This window comes from uncultured Enorma sp., from assembly GCA_905210055.1.
GTDB lineage: Bacteria > Actinomycetota > Coriobacteriia > Coriobacteriales > Coriobacteriaceae > Enorma.
In genome coordinates this window covers 1-2661 of the sequence record CAJLVH010000191.1, presented here as the reverse complement: position 1 = coordinate 2661, position 2661 = coordinate 1, and the positions used below count along the sequence as shown (strand labels likewise).

The 2661-nt window shown below is 62.3% G+C and carries 1 protein-coding gene and 1 pseudogene; both read right to left on the bottom strand.

Annotation, left to right across the window (positions count from 1 at the left end):
- Positions 1-342: 342 nt before the first annotated feature.
- The gene (locus QZ079_RS09020) at positions 343-1422 is read right to left on the bottom strand and encodes a zinc ribbon domain-containing protein (protein WP_297037516.1); all 1080 of its coding nucleotides are present in this window, start codon (positions 1420-1422) and stop codon (positions 343-345) included.
- A gap of 145 nt (positions 1423-1567) precedes the next feature.
- A pseudogene (locus QZ079_RS09015) lies at positions 1568-2661 on the bottom strand (haloacid dehalogenase); the annotation flags it as partial.

Below are 2661 nucleotides of genomic sequence, written 5' to 3'. Positions count from 1 at the left end.
CGGCCCGATTCGCTTCGCTCACAACGGGCCGCCAGGGAGACATCGGGGCCCGGCCGAGCAACAACGGCAACTCAGGGGAGCCGGGATGGGTGGATGCGACCGCTACGGAGCTAGGTGCTCGTATAGACAGGAAGGCAATAATATGGGAACGAGCAAAACCTGAGTCTTGCAGCGCTGTCGAACCAATACGTTGCGGAATCTTCGAAAGAATAGTTCATTTCTCTTAAAGAAAGTGAACAGATCTATCGAAGATACTTAAGAATAAGGCTAAACGCAGCCATGAGGTGGAATCATACGGTTTGGCATGAACGACGCGTCGGGTACTTTCGGAGCACCGGGTGCTTACGGCTCCTGAGGCTCCCACTCGCCTACGTGGGCGTAGTAGTTGTCGAGGGCTGAGCTGCCGGCTTCGCGCATGGGGGCGAGAATCTCGTCCTCATGTTGGAACGGGTACTCGTCTTCAGGAACGGCAAGCGAGATGTCCCACGATGCGCAGATGACGTCCACACGCTCGTACATCCACAAGGCGAGCTGGCGCACGTGCTCGCGGTCGTCCGTATAGGCCGAGCCGTCGGCAAGGTTCATGGCGTCGAGGTCATCGATGATGCCCTGTAGCTCATCACGGAGGGCGTAGGCGCCGGCGGAAGCGCTCTTGCGCGTCTCGAGATCCGGATCGAGGTACGAGGCGTTGAACGACGTGATAGCATCGGCGAAGCGCTCACCGTCGTTGATCGCGACGACCGCTTCATATGCCTGGTGCAGCTGTTCATAGGCGCTGTCATCGGAAAGGGCAGAATCCTCAATGGTCTCGACGGTCGTATCGGACGCGTCTTCGTCCGCCTTCCCCGCCTCGGGCACCTGATCGGTGGTCTCGCCCTGCTGACGCGAGGGGAACATGTCCTCGGCAGATTCTCGGATCGAGTCGACCAGGCCAGGCGTAACGTGGAGGGGATCGAGGACGAAAAACGCGACCACCGCCACCGCGGCAATCACGAGTGCGACGGCTGCGACCACGCCCTTGCGAACGCGCGGAGCCCGGGAGCTGGAAGCCTTGGCAGAAGCTGCAAGATCGGAGGCGTCGAGCACGTGAGTGACGCTCGGATCGAGTGCATCGTCAAGAACGCTGCGGGCGTTAACGACCGATGAGACGCGCGGGAGTTCGGTTTCGATGGCCGACTGCGAGATCTTGGGAAAGCTTGCGGTCTTTCCCGCGGCAAGATCCGAAGCAGAGGATTCAGATGAGAGGATCGCGGGTGCGGGACGGCCGCACTTGGGGCAGACGCGTTCTTGCACGGAAAGGCGCGCGCCGCATCCTTCGCAGAAGAGGAACGAAGCGGGGCGCGGCGCATCCACGTACGCATGGCACACCGGACACACCGAGGTGCCGTCGTCTATGGTCGCATGGCACTGCGGGCAGATCATGTGTGCTCCTCTCGAATCTTTCCACGATCTCTATCGGACAAACGGGTCTTAACACCGCACGATATGCGCGCGATGCGAGTCGGTACGTTGAGACACCATGGGTAGCATACCACCGAAGCCGGCCGGCGTCGGAACCTGTCGGGCATCAACCTCTCCGAGAGTCGGCGAAGCCTTCGGCTGCACCGCCCTTCCCTCCCCGCGAGCCACGCCTGCGGGAGGGCATCTTCACCTTGATTCCAGAAGCGGACTTCGTGACCCGCTGGCTCTCTGAACGTTGCGGGGTAACGCCATCTGCAAGCGCCGCAGAAGATGCATCGTCACCCCGGGTGCCCGCGGAACTCGCATCGGTCTCGCCCACCGCGGAAAAGCCGTCGCGTATCGTTGCATCCTGCGAGCGAGCCACTCCCCTGCGACCCGTGCTCGAAGCACTCCGATGCGTGAAGGCGCCGACCGCCCGGTTCACGAAACGCCGAGCAGAAGAACCTGTCGAGGTAACGCGTCGACCGCCACGACGGTGCCGCGTGACACGCACGCCGCGGCCGAAGCCCGTCGCGATCCTTCTACCGACGTCACGGCGCGCATCCATCGCTCGCGCGAGCCGGAAGAATAGCGCGCAGGAGGCAACGGAGACCGCGAGCACATACGACGCGGTAAGCACGCTCAAGGGGGCGATAGAGAAGAACTCGGTGAATCCAAGGATGCCGATAGCAAGACCGGCCACGATGGAGACGAAAAGCACCCGGCGCAGGAGCGTGAACGGCTGCGAGATGCGCCAGATAAGACAGCAACCCACCGCGCTCGTCGCGATGAGGCACATCGTGGAAAGCATCGAGTTATCGAGGGCGAAGAGCGCTGCGCCCACCATGCAAAGGCACGCGGCGAGGATGACCGAAAGCGAAGCGGGCAGCGCGCGTTTCACGACGTTCACGAGGAAGCTGCCCTCCACGCGGGCGCGATTCGCCTCAAGACCGAGCACGAAGCCGGGATACCCGATGCAGAAGAAGTTGATGAGCGTCATCTGGATGGGCTGGAAGGGATAAGGCGGGAACGCGATACAGATCGCGGCGAGCCCCATGGAGAAGAGCGTCTTGGTGAGGAAGAGCGCGGCAGAGCGCTGCAGATTGTTGATGGAGCGCCGACCTTCCGCCACCACGGCAGGCATGCTCGCGAAGTCGTTGTCCACAAGCACGAGCTCGGCCACGTTGCGCGCAGCATCCGATCCCGCCGCCATGGCGACGG